We start from the raw sequence: 2,361 nt of genomic DNA on the forward strand, positions 1-2,361 counted from the left end.
CTGGCGATGGCCCTCAACCACCCCGACGTGGACGTGGTGGCGATGACGACAGTGGTCGGTAACTGCTCGCTGGAGGACACCACCCGCAACGCCCTCTACACCGCCGAGTTGTGCGGGTCAGCCGTACCCGTCTACGCGGGCGCCGACCGTCCCCTGCTGGTGAAGGCCCGCGAGGCCACCTGGTTCCACGGGATGGACGGCCTCGGCGACCAGGGATACCCACCCCCGTCCCGCTCCGCGGAGGACGAGGACGGCGTAAGCGCCCTCATCAACCACATTCGGGGCAATCCCGGCTCCACCCTGGTGACTCTCGGACCGCTCACCAACGTGGCGCTCGCCCTGGCGCAGGCTCCCGACCTCGTGGAGCTGGTGGGCCGCTGCGTGGTGATGGGAGGCACCGCCAATACGGTGGGCAACGTCACGCCGGCAGCGGAGTTCAACCTGTGGTTCGATCCCCACGCCGCCCGGATGGTCTTCGCCTCCGGCCTTCCGATCGAGATGGTCGGATGGGAGATATGCCGCTTCGAGGCCGGCCTGGACGCAGCGGAGCAGGCCGCCCTCCGAGCGCTGGACACTCCCCTGGCCCACTTCTTCCTGGACTGCAACTCCACCGCGATGGAGGCCGCCCACCGCCAGTCCGGCACCCGCCGGCTGGAACTCCCCGACCCGACCGCCATGGCGGTCGCGATCGACCAGGGCAAGGTGGTGACCCGAAGCTCCCGCCACTACGTGGAAATCGAGGCGGAGAGCCCGCTGACAAGGGGAATGTCGGTTGTCGACTCCCTCGATGTCACAGGAGAGGCGGCGAACGTCGAAGTCATCTGGTCCATCGACACAGACCGGTTCAAGCAGATGATCTACGAAGCGGCCGGCGGCTAGCCCCGTTCATACCCCGCCGAGTAGGTCTTCCAACCATCTCCGCTGCCGTTCGCCGAGCCGCTCGTCCGGAAAGACCGACTCCACCAGAGCCTCCACCTGTCCGGCGTCGGAGAGGCCCGTCCTGGCGAGGAGCTGCCGGACGTCGGTCACATCGCTAGATCGGGCCGCCCTCACCTTCATCGCCAGCAGGTGCTCGGGTGACGCTGCCATGACCTTCAAGGCTGGATGGTCGAACACCACATTGCTGTGCCGATCCGGTGCCGTGGGTAGGTAGGGCGTGGCTTGCTCGTTGAGCCAGGTGCTCGGCCATCCTCGGGCGCGGGCTATGTCGCGCACGGCTTCGATCACCGAGCCATGCCCTTCGATGATCGCGGCGTCGATGTCGCGGGTCAGCTTGTCGCTGTCATAGGCCAGTGCCATCGCAGCCCCGCCGACTATGTAAATGCGCCCTGTCGCTCCTCGGGCTCGAAGCCTTTCGGCGAGTTCGGACAGGGCGGCGCGGAGTTGGGTCTCGGTGAGCATCTCCCCTAGACGACCTCCAGCTCCCAGGCGGGGAACCATATGCCATGGGCCTCGAAAGCGGCGGGGGTGGTGAGGATCGTGGCGGCTCGTTCCCGCGGGAAACGCCGCCCCGCGTACCAGAACGACTGCAGGTGGCGCTCCGTGGCGAACACCCAATCGGGAGTCGGGATGCCGGCGTGGTAGCAGAGGTGCTCCGTGTAGGCGGCGAGGAAAGCGTCCCAGCGAGGGTCGAAGAGCTCCGGCTCACCGGCCACCAGCAGCCTGCGGTCCTCCGAACTCGCGTGCTGGAAGACCATTCCGAAGTCGTGCAGCACGATCCGCAACCGGAAATCGTCATCAGATTCCCGCAGCACCGGCACGTACCTGTCCAGCGTGTTGGCGGCGATGGTCACATCGATACTGCTCCCCGGATCAACCGATAAATCAGATACCTGCTCCGCGGCGTCAGCCATGGTGGGAGAGTAACGACCCGAAACGCCCATGTGGAGCGAAGTTGACAAACCAGAGGCCACCCGGCTCCGGGTGGTCAGCCCCAGCACCGGATGGTCGCCGCGGGAGATGCGGCGAACCGGACAAAGGGAGCCCAGATTTACCATATGGGCATGGCCCGTCGGGAAGTTCTGATACAGCTCGATGACAACCTCGTGGACCAACTGGACCGCTTGGCCAAGGCATCGGGCACCAACCGTTCCGAACTCCTGCTCCGTGGAGCGCGGGCGGTCATAGCAGCCGAGGAAGCCGCGGCCGCCGACCGCGAACTGGTCGAGGCCTACCGGCGCCTGCCTCCGGATAGGGCGCTCGTACGATCAGCGGCCCGGTTCGCAGCCCAGACTGTCCCCGAGTGGTAGGTGGTTTCGAGAAACGAGATCTACCGGGCCGAACTCGGTCCACCTGCCGGACGGCGACCCGTGTGCGTGGTTACGCGGAACGCAGCGGCCGCGGTGCTCACCTCTGTCACGT

The 2,361-nt window shown here is 66.5% G+C and carries 4 protein-coding genes; 2 read left to right on the forward strand and 2 right to left on the reverse strand.

All coding sequences use genetic code 11. The features are described 5' to 3' along the window. The coding region (locus tag OXK16_02655; protein MDE0374848.1) for a nucleoside hydrolase at positions 1-879 on the forward strand (879 nt) is incomplete at its 5' end. Positions 880-885: 6 nt separating this feature from the next. Here the strand turns inward: OXK16_02655 and OXK16_02660 are convergent. Further along, positions 886-1,401, reverse strand: a complete 516-nt coding sequence (locus tag OXK16_02660; GenBank protein MDE0374849.1) for a nucleotidyltransferase — start codon at positions 1,399-1,401, stop codon at positions 886-888. Between the two features lie 5 nt (positions 1,402-1,406). Beyond that, positions 1,407-1,793, reverse strand: coding sequence for a hypothetical protein (locus tag OXK16_02665; protein ID MDE0374850.1), 387 nt, complete (start codon positions 1,791-1,793; stop codon positions 1,407-1,409). 210 nt (positions 1,794-2,003) lie between these two features. On the opposite strand from OXK16_02665, the gene OXK16_02670 reads away from it, so the two are divergent. Beyond that, entirely contained in the window at positions 2,004-2,249 is a 246-nt protein-coding gene (locus OXK16_02670) for a ribbon-helix-helix protein, CopG family (protein ID MDE0374851.1), read from the forward strand. Positions 2,250-2,361 lie beyond the last annotated feature (112 nt).

This window comes from bacterium (assembly GCA_028821235.1).
GTDB lineage: Bacteria > Actinomycetota > Acidimicrobiia > Spongiisociales > Spongiisociaceae > Spongiisocius.